The sequence below is a fragment of the Bacteroides fragilis NCTC 9343 genome (assembly GCF_000025985.1).
Classification (GTDB): Bacteria; Bacteroidota; Bacteroidia; order Bacteroidales; family Bacteroidaceae; genus Bacteroides; species Bacteroides fragilis.
On sequence record NC_003228.3, the window covers coordinates 4301715 to 4319656 of the forward strand.

Consider the following 17942-nt stretch of genomic DNA (forward strand, 5'->3'; position numbering starts at 1 on the left):
CATTTATATGTTTATAATTATCGGAATCATGCTCACGGGCATGCTACTGGGTTACCTGTTACGTAGCAAAAGGCTCACGTGGATACATAAAGTCATCACATTATTAATATGGCTGTTGCTCTTCCTGCTCGGCATCGATGTAGGAGGCAACGAAGCCATCGTGAAAGGATTGCATGCCATCGGGCTGGAAGCTCTCATCATCACGGCAGCTGCCGTAACCGGAAGCACACTGGCTGCCTGGGGACTTTGGTATCTGCTCCATACACGCTATCAGAAAAAGGAGGCTAAACCATGAAAGGCAGTCTCATTATCGTCTCTTTCTTCATTGTCGGCACTCTGTGCGGACTTCTTCAGCTGATCCCGTACGATTTCAGCCAAAGTAAACTCAGTTTTTATGCCTTATGCGGGCTGATGTTCTGCGTCGGCATTAGCATAGGCAACGATCCGCAGACACTGAAAAGTTTCCGGTCACTGAATCCCCGCCTACTCTTCCTGCCCGTCATGACCATTCTGGGAACATTGGCTGGATGTGCCGTAGTCAGCCTCTTTTTGTCCCATCGTTCACCGTCCGATTGTATGGCGGTAGGTTCCGGATTCGGGTATTATTCACTCTCAAGTATATTCATCACCGAGTACAAAGGAGCCGAATTGGGTACCATCGCATTGCTTTCAAACATCATGCGCGAAATCATCGCTTTGCTTTGTGCCCCCCTATTGGTAAAGTTCTTCGGAAAACTAGCCCCCATTTCAGTCGGAGGAGCCACCACCATGGACACGACTCTTCCTATTATCACCCGTTGTTCCGGACAGGAATTTGTCATCGTCTCCATTTTCCATGGATTCATTGTAGACTTTAGCGTACCGTTTCTGGTGACATTATTCTGCTCCATATAGGCATCATATTACAAAACGATTTCAGTTTTCTCTAATATCCCATCTTTTTTACAGCATATTTTTGATATACATCAAGAAATGGTATCATTCTGCTCACTTTTCTTTCTTTGCGCTTTTATGTTGAATAACATATTTGTATATTTGCATAGGTAAAAAGAAAAAGCTAAGCGCTTAGCAATTGTTTTTAATAGGTATTAGGGTCCTTATGACAAGGATAAGGACAAAGATTAGTTTTCAGGAATAACAATTAAAAAAGTAGGTATTATGAAAAGATTAGGATTAACATTAGTGGCAGCGCTATGCCTTGTTGCTACTACATTTGCAGCAGGCAATCAACCTACAGTTGCAAAATGGGAAGGTAACATCAATGTGAATAAATTGGGTAAATACCTGAATTTATCTTCTGTACAGGCAGAAGAAGTAGCCAACATTTGCAACTATTTTGACGAACAGATGGGAAGAGCCACCACTGCGAAAAAGAACAAGGATACCATGGTTCGTAACGCTGTTTACGGCAATCTGAAATTGATGAAAAAGACGTTGACAGATGCTCAGTACACTAAGTATACTACAATATTGAACATGACTTTGAAGAACAAAGGCATCGAAGTAAAGTAGGAACTTGATTGATGAATAAAAGGATAAAAGACCGGTGTCGTCGAATGAACTGACATCGGTCTTTTATTTTTATGCCAATCACTGACAGCCGCGAAGATGGTTAACACTGATGTTTCCGGTTAAATCAGTAATTCCTCCTAAGCCAGATATTGAAAAGTCTATCATACACCTGATACCCTCCAGACTCCTGAGTCAACATGTCTTTTTCCAGTAAACCCTTCAACCCCGACTGCACCGAACTGGCAGAAGTCAACCGATATTTTTTAATAAATGCAGCAGAAGTAACTCCTTTTGCTTTCTGCTCCTTGGCAATGGCAATCATTATCTCTTTTTGCTTTTCCGGAAGACGAGAAAATATTTCTTGAAAAGTAAAGTCTTGTGTAGCAATTATATTGTTTAGTGCCAGATTTATCATAGGTACATCACAGATACCCTTTTTGTCTGTCAAAATAAAAAGTTCATTCAATATTAACTGCACATACCAAGTGTGCCCATCAAACAGGGTATATACATTCTCTACCAATTGATCTGTCACTTTCTTACCATTCTCCTCAAACAATCCCTTCACAAAAGGTTTATATACCTCCAAAGGAATTGCTCCTAAGTGCATCATACTCACGCTTTGATAAAATGGCCTGGAAGGACTGTTGAATATATTCATCATTATATGCCTCTGACTTCCTGCAAAAACAAAATTAGAGTTACTGCAATGCTGAACTTTAGTCCTTAAAATAGCTTCCAGATTTTTCTCCGGATATGAACTGATTTGCTGAAATTCATCTATTGCTACAATACAAGGCTTGTCTGCCTGCTCCAGATAGATAAAGATTTCTTCTAGAGTAGTTTCAGGAGCATGAATATCTCCCAAACCAAGTTCTAAAATCGGTTCTCCTGTAATACTATCTAATTTAAATCCAATCCTTAAAGAGGTAATTATAGAAAAGAAACGATCTATGAATTTATTCCCCTGGGGCTTTAACTTCTCAAAAATCCCTTTACCCAAAGCAAAAACAAACTCTTTCAAACTTGAAGTCGCATATATATCAATGAAGAAAGTATAATAGCCTTCTTTAATCAAAGGCTGATAAAAACAATGCCTTATCAATCCCGTTTTTCCCATTCGGCGAGTTGAAACAAGAGCCACATTTCTCCCATTTATCAAGTTACGGATCAAATTTTCTGTTTCAGCAACTCTATCACAAAAATAACGAGGAGAAACGTATCCTCCAACTACAAAAGGATTAATAACCGCCATAACTAAAATTATTATATTTATAATTATTGCAAATATAATAATTATCTTTTAGGTAAAAGATGCAAGTGAAAATATTTGCGCATAAGACCAATATATATTCCACTCAGCAAAAGGATACAGCCCAATAAATACCAATCACCATAACCCCGGCAATATAAATACCCAATAATAATCACAATTTGCACAATCATATACACCAACGATACCACCACGTGCGGTATTCTCAATTCATTAACCATGATCTGATACAAATGTTTCCGGTGAGGCAAACCAATATTTTCATGTAGCAACAACCGGTGTATGATTGTCAACACACTATCCACTCCATATACAGTAAGCATCACAAGCCAGCTGAAATCTTTCGTTTGAAGAATCAAACTCCCGATCAGGAACAGGACTACAAAAGCTATACTGACCGAACCCACATCACCGGCGAAGCATTTCGCTCTCTTACGGAAATTAAAAAAGTCAAACACCAACACAGAACAAATCATCGTATAAATAAAATTCTGTTCTGTGAAGGAGATCACTTCTGCATTCACATATGCCAAAGAAACCAAGATAACCAATGAATACCCGCCGGTAATGCCGTTAATGCCATCCATAAAGTTATAGGCATTGATAATCCCCGTACAGACGATCAGAGCGACAAGCAACGTCCACCAAGGCAAGCTGAACAACCCCCATTGATAGAACATCAGGGCCATTGCCGTAAAATGGAAGACTAAACGCAAACCCTGCGAAGTAGAACGGATATCATCTATAAAACTGATAAAAGTGATCAAGGTCAAAGCCAATATAAACCAAGGATATTCAAACTGATTCGTCAGAAAAAAAGTCAATGCACTCAAATAGAAGATGATTCCTCTTCCTCTCAGAGTAATCCGAGTGTGTGAACTCCGCTCGTTTGGCTTATCGATAATATTGCATTTATCAGCAATACGGAAATAAAAAAGTTCTGCCAGGAATAGCAGAACTAAGATTAGCAGATAACACATAAACTATTCGTTCTTTTTAATGAAATAAAACCAAAGTTGAAGTCCTAAAAAGGCAAAAGAAATACCCCCTATTAGGAGTCCTATAATCCCCCAAAAATCCACTCACAATACCTCCTTATTCTATCTGAAAATTCTCCAAAACATTCATAGGTTTCCACCCAAGTTCACGCATAGCCTTTTCATTACTAAAAGTCAAAGAGTGCGTAATCTTACGAAGTTTTAAACTGTTTATTGGGATATTTTCCCCAAGACAATCACCAAAAACAGCCATACTTTTAGCAAACAATAAGGAATAGATATTGGTCTTTTTTTATTCAATTGCTTACATATCACCATCTCTAATTCACGAAAACTCAGCTGGTAACTGTCACAAACATTATATATCCCTCCCTTTTCAATCAATAGAGGAACAAGATTTGCTATATCCTGAACCATCAAAACGCTTTTCCGAGCCAATACTTAAGTACTTACCATTTCTAATCCCATGAATCATCGCTCCTAAATTTCCCGAAGGATTAGGTCCGGCAATTTAGGCTACTATTGACGGAACGATAGATTCAGACGCAATGCTGAATAATTACTTATACGACTTCTTGTCGCACGAGATACCTAAAGAGACAAAAAATCAAACGATTTTCAACAATTTGATTATGAGTGAATTGTAAAATTTTATAATATTTTCTCATAACTACGGTGTTGCATTGATACTGTTACACTATTGGTAAGTGATGTACTTCCTAGTAAGGCTACACCATTGGATTAATTCTTTTATTTGCTCAGAAAGAGCGAGAAAAATCTTCAGCTTAATCTAATAAATGATGCCTGTTTGCTGCAGAAGAAATTTCTTCCTAGTAAAGATGGAACTCGAAGAGGTGTAATACAAAAGAAAAAATACAAGAAGCATAAAAAGAAAGAAAAGCCTATTCTCAAACTTATTGATCCGCCTTTCCTGTTGGTAGAGGAGATTCATCTTAGCATGAAAAAGACAATAGATAAAAAACGGTATTCAGAAAGATCGTTTTGCTAAAATCAGAACGAGTATTAGTCCTTGTCTACAACTTTAAATTTTATTTACAGAATAATATATTTTAAAACAAAATCTAAGTAATAATTGGAATATGAACTATAAAAATTAATATTCTTTTTGTAATCTGATTTTTTCGTAAGATAGACTAAAGTGTTAAATTACGCAAAATATATCAACATATATTTACAATCAAATTTATTTTGACTATATTAGAAAAATGTTCCTTCAATCTTTAAATATAATATGAACAATGGCACAGTTAGAATCTAAACAATTAAACAAAATTGGTTTACATGAGAATGCTACCAATAGAAACATGGATGAAAAATTATTATTAAAGTGCGAAAATAGTATTCGCGCTTACAAAATTGTGAATTTGCTCAACAAGCATAATATTGCATTACGACAGCATGACGAGAGTCAGGATCCTAGGGTTGGTGCATATGGCGCCGTAACTGGTATTGCTATATATGTATTTGCTAAGGATTATGAAAAGGCTTTATCTATAGTTTCCCCTATTCTTAAAGATTTTAATACCATCAGTACATTCTGTCCAAAATGTGGAAGTGAAAATGTAAAACCCATTACTGGTAATCACAAATATATTACTTATTTAATTTTCCTTTGCCTGTTCCTTATACTTACTCCTGGTATTTATATTGCTTTGCCTGAAGATTTTGGACTCAGGTCTTCCTTAATAAATAAAATAGCTTTAATGATGGTTGCGCTAGGTTTTATTTTAATGCCAATTATTAATCATTATAATGTTAATTATAAGTGTAAAAAATGCGGCAATAGATTTAGGCATTATTAGCTTTATTGTTCATAATCGATTCTATTGTTTTATTACAACAGAATCAAGTTAATAAAAAGCGATTGTCTTACATAATAAATGTTTTTTATTATGAGGTTTAAAATTCTGACCTTATCAGAAGCAGAACGGAAACTTCAGGCTGGTGAAAGCGACACTGATTTACTATGAAGCGGAATTCCACAAGAAATACGATCCCATAAAATAGAAGGTCCTGTAGTCTATTGGAATGTAGATGAACAGCGATGAACGACATTCCAGGTGGAGAACTTTATGGAAGAGAACGCAATGGAAGTGATAGAGGCAAAATACGGAATAAAGGGCCCGGCAATCGTACTGAAGCTGCTTTGTAAAATATACAAGGAGAGATGCTACATACTTTGGGATGAGGAGCAGTGCCTGATCTTTGCCTACAAAGTAGAAAGGGAAGTGCAAACTGGGGAGGTACAGGGAATTATCGTAATTCTCTTTATCAAAGGAATACTGGACAGAAGCAGTTGTCAGGAAAACGGAATACTGACCTCGGAAAACATACAGAAGGTATGGATGGAGGCAACAAAGCGGAGAAAGAAAGAGCTGTCGAAACTCCCCTACCTGATGGTGAAAACGGAAAAGGAAAACGGCAAACCGGACAATACATCCGCACAACAGGAAATAGAACAACCCAAGCCGCTTAAAGAAGGAAAAGTAGCTGTCGGCACAGGAAATGTAGCCGTTAGCCTGGGAAATGTAGTACGTCATGTAGCCGTTAACTCAAAAAATGCATGCAATTCCAGACAAAGTAAAGTAAAGAAAAGTAGAGCAAAGGAAAATAAAGAATTACCCCCTCAGCTCCCCCTGAGGGGAAGGAGGAAGAAAGGATGGAGGATTCTGCTTCTCTACCGATACCGGGATACGCCTTCAATACGATGACACACAATTATCCGGGACTGAAGGATACGCTCCAAAGATTGGGAATTAACGAGGTAAGTGAAGTAAATGCCATTCTCAGACTGTCGGACTATGGAGGAAAGGGAACGACGGTGTGGCGGCTGATTACCAACACTTGTTGGAGTGACATAGTGTCAAAAGGAAGGTATCTGATAGCGGCACTGAACAAGGCAAAAAGGAAATAAACGGATAGGGTAAGTTCCCTGTGTATAGTTGACAAAAAAGCAAGTATATCGGCTCTAACCTGAGAGACCTTCAGTGAAGCTAAAAAATAAAAATCAAACTTAACAAGCTAAAATACAAGCTATTCAAAGTTCAAAACATCTGTCAGTAAAAACTTGTTTTAACACAGTGTTAAAGCTTGTTCTTTAGATGTGAATAACAAGTTCTTTAAATGCAAAAGATTTGTTATTTGCACACAAGAATAAAATGAACGGAAATTGACGTTAACATTGTTAAACAGCCGGTTTTCCCATACAATTTAGCTCAACAATACTCCCTCTTAAACCAACGTTCGAATACAGGATCAGAAAACACATACAGTTCCCCCTCCTTCTCAATAAAATCACGCTCGGTCAGCATGCGTTTGTTGCGGGTGATGGTTTACGCGCTTCCCAATTCATATTTCCGCACTACAGGAATAGAATTGAAGCGGTATTCACCATTGGCTACGACACGCAACATGGCTGTTTGCACAGCGGTCAGATTTTCAGTATCATTCATGCACATAGGCATATCGGTATCTATCAATTGCCGGGTACGCATTTCAATGGTTTCCGAACCTGTTCATCTTCATGCATCAATTCGTCCATCGCTACTTTGACAAGTGAAGACTTTCCCCAACGACGTGGAGAGATGAGAACAAAGACACAAATTATACATCAACGTATAATACATCGATGTATAATTTTAAAGATTATCTATTTCAAAAACAGGCATAGAAGCATCATTTAATGGTCACCATGGTTGCTCCGAAACCATATTCCTGAAATGAAGCATCCTGATAGCGGCAATTACTATATTTTCGCTTTAATTCATCAATCAATGCTTTACGAAGCACTCCGTCACCTTTGCCATGAATGAAAACTATTTTTTGTTCACGTTTGGCTTTGTACTTCTCCATCACTTCACGGAATTTATCCAACTGATAATTCAGTATCTCGGCATTCCCCATGCCACGTGTGTCATCCAGCAATTCGTTGATGTGCAAGTCTATCTCAAGAATTTCATTCTTTCCGCCACGTTTCACAATCGGTTGTGACTTAGGCTTATCCACTTCCTTCTTCTGGATCAATACAGACTGCAGTTCCTCAGCCGAAACAAATACCTGACGGGTAGGAACATCGTCTTTCACAATATCATAAACCAAAGCCGGCTGTTCAAAGAAGTCCGACTCACGGAATGTATGCAGTTTATAGAACTTCACCGTATCGATACGCAACTCCACACAAACCGCAGGTTTCAAAGGCGCTGTCCGTCCATCTTTAAAAGCAATGAACTGAACGGCCACATGCTCCATTTCATTCAGCATATCCTTAGTAAACTCTTCCAGCAAAAGCTTCGTATTGGGTTCCACCAGTCCATGCGAACGGGTTTTCCAGGCCTTTCCTTCGGCACTCTGATACGTATAATACAAATAATAATTGCTGTCATTTACCAAATAAGCCTCAAACGAAGTACTGCTGATAGCTTTCACGTCTTCGGGCACATAAGCCAGAAAAACATTTAAAACATCACCACCCCGCACTTCGGCCGAACGAACTACCGGAATCTCAGGCTTTACCGGTTTGACGGGTTCTTCGGGTTTCTTTGGCGCAGGAGCAGCCTTCCGGGTCATATTATAATCATCCGTATCGATCACCACACACTCGCGTATCTGCATCGGGATATCAAATCCATCAGCATCTTCCACCAATACAATATCTTTTCCCCGGAATCCTTTTACGATTCCTCCGCCCACCTCACTGAGGAAGCGCACTTTATCACCTATTTTCATTGTTCTGTTTACAATTTACCATTTACAATCTACAAATTAAGGCAAATATAACTACTTTTGTCGTCGCAAAGAAAGAAATGATGAAAGAAAACCCGAAACATATCCGTATTAGCGAATACAATTATCCATTGCCGGATGAACGCATCGCTAAATTCCCGTTGCCTGTGCGCGACCAGTCTAAGTTACTCATTTATCGTCATGGCGAGGTCAGTGAAGATGTATTTACCTCTCTACCGGAATATTTGCCAGCCGGAAGCCTGATGATATTCAACAACACCAAAGTGATTCAGGCACGGCTCCATTTCCGCAAAGAGACAGGAGCACTCATCGAGGTATTTTGCCTGGAGCCCATTCAACCCAATGACTACGTACTCAACTTTCAGCAAACGGAACATGCCGCCTGGCTTTGCATGGTAGGCAATCTGAAAAAGTGGAAAGACGGTCCGCTATGTCGTGAAATGACTGTAAAAGGATTCCCGATCACGTTGACCGCCACCCGCGGTGAATGTCGTGGCACCAGTCATTGGATCGATTTCCGGTGGGACAATCCGGAAGTAACATTTGCCGATATTCTCGAAGTGTTCGGTGAGCTACCTATCCCTCCCTACCTCAACCGGGATACGGAAGAAAGTGATAAGGAGACCTATCAGACAGTCTATTCAAAAATAAAAGGCTCGGTGGCCGCTCCTACGGCAGGTTTACATTTCACCCCTCGTGTACTGGATGCCCTGACCGAAAAAGGGATCGACCTCGAGGAACTGACTCTCCATGTTGGCGCCGGTACTTTTAAACCGGTAAAAAGTGAAGAGATAGAGGGGCACGAAATGCATACGGAATATATATCCGTATCACGCAGTATTATCAAAAAGCTGATAGACCACGACGCTTGTGCCATTGCCGTAGGAACAACTTCTGTGCGTACCCTTGAAAGCCTCTACCACATCGGCGTAACACTGGCTAACAATCCGGAAGCCACAGAAGAGCAATTGCACGTAAAGCAGTGGCAACCTTACGAAACGGAATGTGATGTTCGCCCCGTAGTAGCCTTACAGAAAATATTAGGTTATCTCGACCGACATGGAATGGAGGCACTGCATACCAGTACACAGATCATTATTGCTCCGGGATATGACTATAAGATAGTCAAGGCAATGGTTACCAATTTTCATCAGCCACAGAGCACTCTGCTATTATTGGTTTCGGCATTTGTGAAAGGCAACTGGCATACCATTTATGATTATGCACTCGGACACGATTTCCGCTTTCTGAGTTATGGAGATTCATCTTTATTAATACCTTAAAACATGCAAAGCGATAATAATCAGGAAATGTTCCCCATCGTAGACGAACAGGGAACTATTACAGGAGCTGCTACACGCGGCGAATGTCATAGCGGAAGCAAGCTATTGCATCCGGTTGTCCATCTGCACGTATTCAACTCAAAAGGTGAACTTTACTTGCAGAAGCGCCCTGAATGGAAAGATATACAGCCGGGCAAATGGGATACTTCCGTAGGCGGACACATCGATCTGGGAGAGAGTGTAGAAATAGCTTTAAAGAGAGAGGTCGCCGAAGAGCTGGGTATCACAGACTTCACACCGGAACTCCTGACAAGCTATGTCTTTGAGTCTGCCCGTGAACGGGAATTAGTCTTTGTGCATAAAACGGTGTACGACGGAGAAATACATCCCAGCGATGAATTAGATGGCGGACGTTTCTGGAGCTATGAAGAAATCAAAACGAATTTAGGAAAGGGTGTCTTCACACCGAACTTTGAAAGTGAAATAGATAAAGTAGAGATTTTCTCTTCTACTTCCCCCAAAGAAGCTGTGTAGAGACACTTTTCACCACAGAACACAGAGTAACACAGAGTTTTTTTGTTAATAATCAACAATTTAAGATTGCCACTGTGTTACTCTGTATCTTCTGTGGTGAGTTTTAACACCTTAAATTACTTTTTTTCTATCCAACTGATTATCGTCTCTGAAAAAGGACTCTCTTTGGGAGCTACAAAACCAACCCAATTTCCATTCTCATCAATCATAAACTTCTGAAAATTCCACTGTACCGGCGCATCTTGCTTTCCGTTCAGCTTCTTCTCTGTCAACCAGTGGTAAAGCGGAGCCATATCTTTACCCTTTACCGATATCTTGGCCATTATCGGGAAGGTAACATCATAGTTCACCGAACAAAATTTGGCGATCTCTTCGTTTGTCCCCGGCTCTTGTCCCATGAAGTTATTGGCAGGAAAGCCAATAATCACAAAATTCTGATCTTTATACTGATCATACAACTCCTGCAACTCTGCATATTGCGGAGTCAGTCCACACTTGGAGGCGACATTCACTACCAGCACCTTCTTACCTTTCAGACCTGACAGTGGATACTCTTTGCCATCTATGGTCTTCACTGTGAAGTCATAGAATGATTTATTCTGAGCAGCCATCGACAGTGAAAGTACCAAGGCTGCTACGAAAGAAAAAAATGCTTTCATATCTTATTATTTGGTTTATCAAATAATTAACAAGCAGCCCCGACAGAATGTTTGAAAGCAGCCTACTCTTCAGACATGGAATAAGGTTTAGCTTCTTTGGCAAGCCCCCTCTTTTTATTCGGAGAAGCAGCCATATCAAACTCAAGTGTTCCTCCCGCCAAAAGGTCGGCATGAGTAATATACATCTTATCGTAAACCTTTCCGTTCAGCTTCACCTGCCGGACATAGCAGTTACGATCGCTCACCTTTGGCGCTTTTATTTCGAAAGTGCGGCCATTGGGCAGATTCATACGGATATACGGCAGATAAGGTGCTCCCAATACATATTGGTCAGTACCCGGGCAAACCGGATAAAATCCCATTGCCGTAAAAAGATACCAGACAGACATCTGGCCGCAATCGTCATTGCCGCCCAGGCCGTCAATATCATTTTTATACATCCGGTTCATGACCGTCCGCAGCCAGTATTGCGTCTTCCAGGGTTGGGAAGTCCAAGCATACAGATACGGAATGTGATGACTAGGCTCATTGCCATGTACATACCCTCCCACCAAACTTACTTCAGCAATATCTTCATTCTTTTCGTAATATTTGCGGGGAAGTGCCATTGAGAACAGTGTATCCAACCGACTGACAAACTTCTTCTCACCTCCCATCAAACGAATCAATCCGGCCACATCATGGGGCACGTGGAAAGAGAAATTCCATGAATTTCCCTCTATAAATCCTTCCCCGTAAGTCTGCATTGCATCAAATTCCTTCCTGAACTCTCCGTTGCTATAACGGGGACGGGCAAAACCAACCGAAGTGTCGAAAACATTCCGGTAATTATTCGCCCTTTTCTTATAAAGATCGGCCAACTGGTCGTCTCCCGCCAACAGAGCCGTCCGGTAAATAGTCCAATCGTCATAGGCATATTCCAATGTAGTGGAAGCAGCCGTCCCACTTTGATCGAAAGGTACATAACCCAATCTTTTATAAGCTTCAACTCCTTCGTAATAAGGAACATTAGCTGTATGATCCATTGCCATCAAAGCCTCCCCGACAGATATATCCGCTCCTTTGGCAACCGCATCAGCCAAAGCAGACACTGCATGATAACCGCTCATACACCAGCCTTCATTGCCCATCAGGCTCCAAACCGGCAACATGCCATGTACACTTTGCTGCTGATGACGGATCATAGACTGCACCATGTCCGTATTCTGCCGGGGTTTTAGCAAGTTCAAGAAAGGGTGCTCCGCACGATATGTATCCCATAATGAGAAGATAGTATAATTGGTAAATCCTTCGGAAGTATGGATATTATGATCGAGTCCACGATACCGACCGTCTACATCCATATAAACAGACGGGTTAATCATGGTATGATACAATGAAGTATAAAACATGGCCAACTGATCGAGAGTTCCTTTGGCTTCGAGTACATCCAACTCACGATTCCATGCAGAATTTGCCTCGGCAACCAATTGATTGAAAGTTTTTCCGGCAGCCTCTGCCTGTAAATTCTTTACTGCACCTTCTGTGCTCACAGCCGAAAGAGCGACTTTTATCACTAGCTCCGGATTCTGCCGGGTATCGAAATTAAAGTAAGCCACCAGCTTCCGACCGGTCATTTCCGGGAAATTACGGTCGGTATTAAACCGCCGCCAAAAGCCTTTATACAGAGCTTTCCCTTTATCCATATACCCATAATCCTTGATGGGCTGAGACAAAGAGATGGCAAAATATGTGTAATTGGTACGTGCCCATCCGTTCGTTATACGATAGCCCGTCAGTAATGTGTCATTTTCCACACGTAAATTAGCCCATAGAGTTTTTCCATCATAGTTGTAGATTCCGTGTATCAGGTCAAGAATGATGTGCCCGTCCGCATTATCGGGAAAAGTATATTTATGTATTCCTACCCGTTGAGTAGCTGTCAGTTGTGCCTTTATGCCATAATCAGCAAGTTCCACTTCATAATACCCCGGACGAGCAACCTCTGTGTCATGACTGAAACGGGAGCGGTATCCCTCGTCAGGAGTACCGGCTCTTCCGGGATTCAACTTCAGTTGACCTGTGGCGGGCATAATCAAAATATCACCCAGATCCGAATGTCCCGTACCACTCAGATGGGTATGGCTGAATCCCACAATTGTCGGATCATGATACTGATATCCGGCACAATATTCATACGCATTTTTTTGATAAGTTCCATCTATGTTGTGAGGAATCGTATCTGTATCCGGACTTAACTGTACAAGTCCGAACGGAGCACAAGCACCGGGAAATGTATGCCCCATACCATTGGTTCCGATGATCGGGTTGACAAATGCACATACATCCGGCACTTCTGCCGTCTGCTGGGCCATCACTGTCGTAAATGCCGGAAGGAATGCCAGCAAGGAAAGTACTTTTTTCTTCATAATCTTATCTTTGTGATGTGTTGTTGATATGCAAAGATAGTTTTTTTTCAGCTATTCCAATTCACTTCATCTCCACATTTTGACATTTCACCAGTCAATCTTTCCAACTCACAGTTTTCTGTTAACAATAAATATCCCGGCAACTTACCTTTGTACCGACATTCAAACACTTAAAGACTATGTTTAAAGCCATTGTACGTTTTTCCATAAAAAAGAAATTATTTGTAGGACTTACTACACTCTTCCTTCTTATCGGAGGCATATATGCAATGTTGACTCTGCCGATCGATGCCGTACCGGACATCACCAACAATCAGGTACAGATCGTAACAGTCTCTCCCACACTTGCCCCTCAGGAAGTAGAACAATTAATCACGATGCCCATCGAAATTGCCATGAGCAATATCATGAACGTGGAAGATATTCGTTCGGTAAGTCGCTTCGGATTGTCGGTGGTAACAGTCGTATTTAAAGAAAGCGTACCGACCCTCGATGCCCGACAGTTAATTAACGAACAGATTCAATCGGTAGCCGGAGAAATTCCACCGGAACTGGGCATGCCGGAAATGATGCCCATCACTACCGGATTGGGAGAAATCTATCAGTACATCCTGAAAGTAGAACCCGGCTACGAAGATAAATATGACGCCATGGAACTACGCACCATTCAAGACTGGATGGTGAAACGTCAGTTATCCGGTATACCGGGTATTGTAGAAATCAACAGTTTTGGCGGCTATCTGAAGCAATATGAAGTAGCCGTTGACCCGGATGCCCTTTTTTCATTGAACATCACCATCGGTGAAGTATTCGAGGCGCTGAGTAAAAACAACCAGAACACCGGAGGGAGCTACATCGAAAAAGCCAAAAACGCTTATTACATCCGTTCGGAGGGCATGATCAGCCGCACTAAAGATATCGAGCAGATTGTGGTTGCCAACCGCAACGGCATCCCGGTACACATCAGCGATGTGGGCATTGTCCGTTTTGGAGCACCCAAACGTTTTGGAGCAATGACCAAAGACGGAAAAGGCGAATGTGTGGGAGGTATCGCCATGATGTTGAAAGGGGCCAATGCCAATGTAGTCACACAAGAGCTGGAAAAACGGGTAGAAAAGATACAGAAACTATTACCCGAAGGAGTAAGCATAGAGCCGTATCTGAACCGCTCGGAACTGGTAAACCGGAATATCTCTACCGTAGTGCACAACCTGATTGAAGGAGCTATTATCGTATTTGTGGTACTTATCATCTTTTTGGGCAACATACGTGCCGGACTTATCGTAGCTTCAGTCATTCCGCTGGCTATGCTGTTCGCATTCATCCTTATGCGTATTTTCGGAGTGACAGCCAACCTGATGAGCCTCGGCGCTATTGATTTCGGTATCGTAGTAGACGGTTCCATCGTGATAGTAGAAGGCATACTTGCCCACCTATACAGCAATAAACTGAAAGGACGCACTTTATCGGGAACCGAAATGGACGAAGAAGTGGAGAAAGGTGCTTCGGGTGTAGTACGTTCGGCTACATTCGCCGTATTCATCATCCTGATCGTATTCTTCCCTATACTGACACTGAGCGGAATCGAAGGAAAATATTTCACTCCGATGGCAAAGACATTGGTATTCTGCATTATCGGCGCACTGCTTCTCTCCCTGACTTATGTACCCATGATGGCTTCTCTTTTTTTAAAACACACCATTATGGTAAAACCTACATTTGCGGACCGTTTCTTTGAAAAACTCAATGTCATATATCAACGGTGCCTGCATTTCTGCCTCCGCTTCAAATGGCAAACAGTTACCGTGGCCTTCGCTACTTTAATTGGTTCTTTTCTGCTTTTCGGACGACTGGGAGCTGAATTTATCCCTACTTTGGACGAAGGGGACTTTGCCATGCAAATGACATTACCGGCCGGCAGCTCACTTTCGGAGAGCATCGAAGTTTCCAATCAGGCCGAAAAATTATTGATGGACCGGTTCCCGGAAATCAAACATGTCGTCGCTAAGATAGGTACAGCCGAGGTACCCACCGATCCAATGGCAGTAGAAGATGCCGATGTAATGATTGTGATGAAACCCTTTAAAGAGTGGACCTCTGCATCGAGCCGGGCGGAAATGGTAGAAAAAATGAAAGAAGCCCTCCAGCCCCTGGAAAATCGTGCAGAGTTCAACTTCTCACAACCCATTCAGTTACGTTTCAATGAACTGATGACCGGAGCCAAAGCCGATATAGCTGTCAAGTTATATGGTGAGGATACTCACGAACTTTACGCAAAGGCGAAAGAAGCCGCCCGCTTCGTCGAACAAGTTTCCGGGGCTTCCGATGTCATTGTCGAACAGACTATGGGACTGCCCCAACTGGTAGTGAAATACAACCGCGGAAAAATAGCCCGATACGGCATTAATATCGAAGAATTGAATACAATGATCCGCACAGCCTATGCAGGTGAAGTAAGTGGCGTCGTATTCGAAAATGAAAGAAGATTCGATTTAGTAGTACGCCTTGATCAGGAAAAAGTGGCGGACCTCAACCTCGACAAGCTCTTCATACGCACTTCGGAAGGCATACAGATTCCTGTCAGCGAAGTGGCAAGCATCGACTTGGTGAACGGACCGCTCCAGATTAACCGCGACGCCACCAAACGCCGCATCGTAATCGGAGTCAACGTACGTGATGCCGATATTCAGCAGGTAGTATCAGAAATACAACAGATACTGGATAAGAATATCAAGTTACAACCCGGATATTACTTTGAATACGGAGGACAATTTGAAAATTTACAGAATGCCATCCGTACACTAACCATTGTAATACCGGTAGCCTTGATGCTGATTCTGCTGATTCTGTTCTTCGCCTTCAAGAATGTGACCTATACACTGATGGTATTCTCTACAGTACCATTATCACTGATAGGCGGCATTCTGGCACTCTGGTTACGCGGACTTCCGTTCAGTATCTCAGCAGGAGTAGGATTCATCGCTTTGTTTGGCGTAGCGGTACTAAATGGAATCCTGATGATCAATCACTTCAACGATTTAAGAAAACAAAATAAATATGCCATGACCACCAATCAGATTATAAAAAGAGGGACACCCCACCTGCTACGTCCGGTATTTCTCACCGGACTGGTAGCCTCACTGGGCTTCGTACCAATGGCCATCGCCACATCTGCCGGAGCAGAAGTACAACGCCCTCTGGCAACAGTTGTAATCGGAGGATTGATTCTATCCACTATATTAACGTTGATTATCCTTCCGGTCTTTTATAAAATAGTCAATGCGGCAAGTGCCGGTTGGAAACAGCCTAAGAGACGGTTGCATCTGTTCATCCTGCTACCGGCACTTCTGCTGAGTGCCACCGCCACGGCACAGGCCCCACAAACCGTCAGCCTGGAACAAGCGATAGAGATAGCCAAGCAAAACCACCCAAGACTGAAGATAGCCACAACAGCCATCCGGCAGGCACAAGCCGGACGGGGAGAAATTGTAGAAGCGACTCCCACCACATTCAACTATTCGTGGGGACAGTTGAATGGTGAAAATAAGAAAGACAAGGAAATGGCTTTCGAACAGAGTCTGGGTTCATTGTTGACGCCGTTTTACAAAAATGTACTTATCAACCGACAGGTACAAACAAGCACTTACTACCGCCAAATGGTCGAAAAGGAGATTACGGCAGAAGTAAAGCGCGCATGGGCCTATTATCAGTATGCCTCCGGGATGTCTTCACTCTATCACGACCAAGACCGGATGGCTGCCGAATTAAGGCGTATCGGTGAGTTGAGATACGAACAGGGAGAAATCACCTTATTGGAGAAAAACATGATGACTACACTGGCAGCCGATTTACACAATCGACTCTTCCAGGCACTAGAAGAGAAAAAAGTAGCTTTGGCCCGATTTCAATGGAGTTGTTATGCAGATGACCCGATTACACCGAAAGATACGATAATGACACTCTTCCCCACCGATTGTGAGCAGAGAAGTACCTCCGAAGCCCATCTCGGATTCTTCAATAGCCAAGCTTCCGAAGCACGGGCAATCTTGAATGTAGAACGCAGCCGTTTCTTTCCGGAATTAAGTATCGGATACAGCCGCCAGGATATTTTGCCACTGAAAAATCTAAATGCCTGGATGGTGGGTGTATCCTTCCCGATCTACTTCCTGCCACAAAAAAGTCGGATCAAACAAGCGAAATTAGCAGTTTCGGCGGCACAAATACAGGCCGAAGCCAACATCCGAGAATTGAACAATAAAATAACAGAGTTGAGTGCTGCCTTGCAACGTTACGAAGAAAGTCTCCGGTTCTATACTTCGTCGGCACTCAAAGAGGCAGACGAACTGGTCAAAACAGCCAACTTACAATTACAACACAGCGAAACCGGTATTGCGGAATTTATCCAGTCGGTCAGTGCTGCCCGTGAAATACGCAAAGGCTATATCGAAACTATATATCAATACAACATAGCTTCTTTAGAATACGAACTTTATCAATAACCTATTGAAACA

Annotated in this window: 12 protein-coding genes and 3 pseudogenes; 9 read left to right on the forward strand and 6 right to left on the reverse strand. The window is 42.0% G+C overall.

Annotated features, from left to right (window positions below; translation table 11 throughout):
• Nucleotides 1-7 precede the first annotated feature (7 nt).
• The 3 genes from BF9343_RS17590 to BF9343_RS17600 all read left to right on the forward strand — a co-directional run bounded on the left by BF9343_RS17590 (nucleotide 8) and on the right by BF9343_RS17600 (nucleotide 1512).
• On the forward strand, nucleotides 8-295 hold the full coding sequence (locus tag BF9343_RS17590; RefSeq protein ID WP_005790978.1) for a LysO family transporter: 288 nt from the start codon (nucleotides 8-10) through the stop codon (nucleotides 293-295).
• A complete protein-coding gene (locus tag BF9343_RS17595) occupies nucleotides 292-894 on the forward strand; it encodes a lysine exporter LysO family protein (RefSeq protein WP_005790980.1) in 603 nt (200 codons plus the stop codon). The genes BF9343_RS17590 and BF9343_RS17595 overlap by 4 nt, the downstream gene beginning before the upstream one ends.
• 264 nt (nucleotides 895-1158) lie before the next feature.
• A complete protein-coding gene (locus tag BF9343_RS17600; protein WP_005790982.1) occupies nucleotides 1159-1512 on the forward strand; it encodes a hypothetical protein in 354 nt (117 codons plus the stop codon).
• Between the two features lie 124 nt (nucleotides 1513-1636).
• On the opposite strand, the gene BF9343_RS17605 is transcribed toward BF9343_RS17600, so the two are convergent.
• The 3 genes and pseudogenes from BF9343_RS17605 to BF9343_RS23995 form a co-directional block, all read right to left on the reverse strand.
• On the reverse strand, nucleotides 1637-2767 hold the full coding sequence (locus BF9343_RS17605) for an AAA family ATPase (protein ID WP_010993498.1): 1131 nt from the start codon (nucleotides 2765-2767) through the stop codon (nucleotides 1637-1639).
• Between the two features lie 41 nt (nucleotides 2768-2808).
• On the reverse strand, nucleotides 2809-3765 hold the full coding sequence (locus BF9343_RS17610) for an MraY family glycosyltransferase (protein WP_010993499.1): 957 nt from the start codon (nucleotides 3763-3765) through the stop codon (nucleotides 2809-2811).
• Between the two features lie 115 nt (nucleotides 3766-3880).
• A pseudogene (locus BF9343_RS23995) lies at nucleotides 3881-4294 on the reverse strand (NAD-dependent epimerase/dehydratase family protein); the annotation flags it as partial.
• A gap of 748 nt (nucleotides 4295-5042) precedes the next feature.
• On the opposite strand from BF9343_RS23995, the gene BF9343_RS17620 reads away from it, so the two are divergent.
• From BF9343_RS17620 to BF9343_RS17625, 3 genes and pseudogenes are all read left to right on the forward strand, one after another.
• The gene (locus tag BF9343_RS17620) at nucleotides 5043-5606 is read left to right on the forward strand and encodes a putative signal transducing protein (protein WP_008657609.1); all 564 of its coding nucleotides are present in this window, start codon (nucleotides 5043-5045) and stop codon (nucleotides 5604-5606) included.
• Between the two features lie 112 nt (nucleotides 5607-5718).
• Nucleotides 5719-5852: pseudogene (locus tag BF9343_RS23155) on the forward strand (SH3 beta-barrel fold-containing protein); the annotation flags it as partial.
• A 24-nt stretch (nucleotides 5853-5876) separates the two neighbouring features.
• Nucleotides 5877-6718: pseudogene (locus tag BF9343_RS17625) on the forward strand (DUF4373 domain-containing protein).
• A gap of 761 nt (nucleotides 6719-7479) precedes the next feature.
• On the opposite strand, the gene BF9343_RS17635 reads toward BF9343_RS17625, so the two are convergent.
• Nucleotides 7480-8529: a DUF2027 domain-containing protein gene (locus tag BF9343_RS17635; RefSeq protein WP_010993503.1), complete on the reverse strand. Its 1050-nt coding sequence runs from the start codon at nucleotides 8527-8529 to the stop codon at nucleotides 7480-7482.
• A gap of 80 nt (nucleotides 8530-8609) precedes the next feature.
• Between BF9343_RS17635 and BF9343_RS17640 the strand changes: the two genes are divergently transcribed.
• Both BF9343_RS17640 and BF9343_RS17645 read left to right on the forward strand, forming a co-directional pair.
• Nucleotides 8610-9830 carry an S-adenosylmethionine:tRNA ribosyltransferase-isomerase gene (locus BF9343_RS17640; RefSeq protein WP_005790992.1) on the forward strand — a complete coding sequence of 407 codons (1221 nt, stop codon included), beginning with the start codon at nucleotides 8610-8612 and terminating at the stop codon, nucleotides 9828-9830.
• 3 nt (nucleotides 9831-9833) lie between these two features.
• A complete protein-coding gene (locus tag BF9343_RS17645; protein WP_005790994.1) occupies nucleotides 9834-10364 on the forward strand; it encodes an NUDIX hydrolase in 531 nt (176 codons plus the stop codon).
• Between the two features lie 116 nt (nucleotides 10365-10480).
• On the opposite strand, the gene BF9343_RS17650 is transcribed toward BF9343_RS17645, so the two are convergent.
• Both BF9343_RS17650 and BF9343_RS17655 read right to left on the reverse strand, forming a co-directional pair.
• The gene (locus BF9343_RS17650) at nucleotides 10481-11023 is read right to left on the reverse strand and encodes a glutathione peroxidase (RefSeq protein WP_005802164.1); all 543 of its coding nucleotides are present in this window, start codon (nucleotides 11021-11023) and stop codon (nucleotides 10481-10483) included.
• Nucleotides 11024-11085: 62 nt separating this feature from the next.
• The gene (locus BF9343_RS17655) at nucleotides 11086-13431 is read right to left on the reverse strand and encodes a GH92 family glycosyl hydrolase (protein ID WP_010993505.1); all 2346 of its coding nucleotides are present in this window, start codon (nucleotides 13429-13431) and stop codon (nucleotides 11086-11088) included.
• A gap of 179 nt (nucleotides 13432-13610) precedes the next feature.
• Here BF9343_RS17655 and BF9343_RS17660 point away from each other — a divergent pair, with 179 nt between their 5' ends.
• Nucleotides 13611-17930: a CusA/CzcA family heavy metal efflux RND transporter gene (locus BF9343_RS17660; RefSeq protein WP_010993506.1), complete on the forward strand. Its 4320-nt coding sequence runs from the start codon at nucleotides 13611-13613 to the stop codon at nucleotides 17928-17930.
• Nucleotides 17931-17942: the final 12 nt, after the last annotated feature.

Bases quoted from the DNA above. Each gene is read 5' to 3' on its own strand.
- BF9343_RS17620 (WP_008657609.1), top strand. From the start codon at position 5,043: ATGGCACAGTTAGAATCTAAACAATTAAACAAAATTGGTTTACATGAG.
- BF9343_RS17650 (WP_005802164.1), bottom strand. From the start codon at position 11,023: ATGAAAGCATTTTTTTCTTTCGTAGCAGCCTTGGTACTTTCACTGTCG.
- BF9343_RS17610 (WP_010993499.1), bottom strand. From the start codon at position 3,765: ATGTGTTATCTGCTAATCTTAGTTCTGCTATTCCTGGCAGAACTTTTT.
- BF9343_RS17605 (WP_010993498.1), bottom strand. From the start codon at position 2,767: ATGGCGGTTATTAATCCTTTTGTAGTTGGAGGATACGTTTCTCCTCGT.
- BF9343_RS17590 (WP_005790978.1), top strand. From the start codon at position 8: ATGTTTATAATTATCGGAATCATGCTCACGGGCATGCTACTGGGTTAC.
- BF9343_RS17635 (WP_010993503.1), bottom strand. From the start codon at position 8,529: ATGAAAATAGGTGATAAAGTGCGCTTCCTCAGTGAGGTGGGCGGAGGA.
- BF9343_RS17600 (WP_005790982.1), top strand. From the start codon at position 1,159: ATGAAAAGATTAGGATTAACATTAGTGGCAGCGCTATGCCTTGTTGCT.
- BF9343_RS17655 (WP_010993505.1), bottom strand. From the start codon at position 13,431: ATGAAGAAAAAAGTACTTTCCTTGCTGGCATTCCTTCCGGCATTTACG.
- BF9343_RS17660 (WP_010993506.1), top strand. From the start codon at position 13,611: ATGTTTAAAGCCATTGTACGTTTTTCCATAAAAAAGAAATTATTTGTA.
- BF9343_RS17645 (WP_005790994.1), top strand. From the start codon at position 9,834: ATGCAAAGCGATAATAATCAGGAAATGTTCCCCATCGTAGACGAACAG.
- BF9343_RS17595 (WP_005790980.1), top strand. From the start codon at position 292: ATGAAAGGCAGTCTCATTATCGTCTCTTTCTTCATTGTCGGCACTCTG.
- BF9343_RS17640 (WP_005790992.1), top strand. From the start codon at position 8,610: ATGAAAGAAAACCCGAAACATATCCGTATTAGCGAATACAATTATCCA.